The 257-nt window shown below is 65.8% G+C and carries 1 pseudogene; it reads left to right on the top strand.

Annotated elements, in window-relative coordinates:
- Positions 1–257 (top strand): annotated as a pseudogene (locus SB816_RS33120) (YihA family ribosome biogenesis GTP-binding protein); the annotation flags it as partial.

The following is a 257-nucleotide window of genomic DNA, read 5'->3' as shown; positions in this document are numbered from 1 at the left end:
CGAGTGGTTCGCCCCGACCGGCAAGCCGATCCACACGCTGCTGACGAAGTGCGACAAATTGACGCGACAAGAGAGCATCAACGCGCTGCGCAACACGCAGAAGGGGCTCGACGCGTACCGCGACCAGGGCGTGAAGGGCAAGCTGACCGTCCAGCTGTTCTCGGCGCTGAAGCGCACGGGGCTCGACGAGGCGCACGAATTGATCGAGAGCTGGCTGCGGCCGTCCGTCGCCGACGCAGAAGGCGCACCTGTAGCAC

The organism is Achromobacter sp. SIMBA_011, from assembly GCF_046535435.1.
Classification (GTDB): Bacteria; Pseudomonadota; Gammaproteobacteria; order Burkholderiales; family Burkholderiaceae_B; genus Achromobacter; species Achromobacter dolens.
This window is presented reverse-complemented; position numbering and strand designations above follow the sequence as displayed.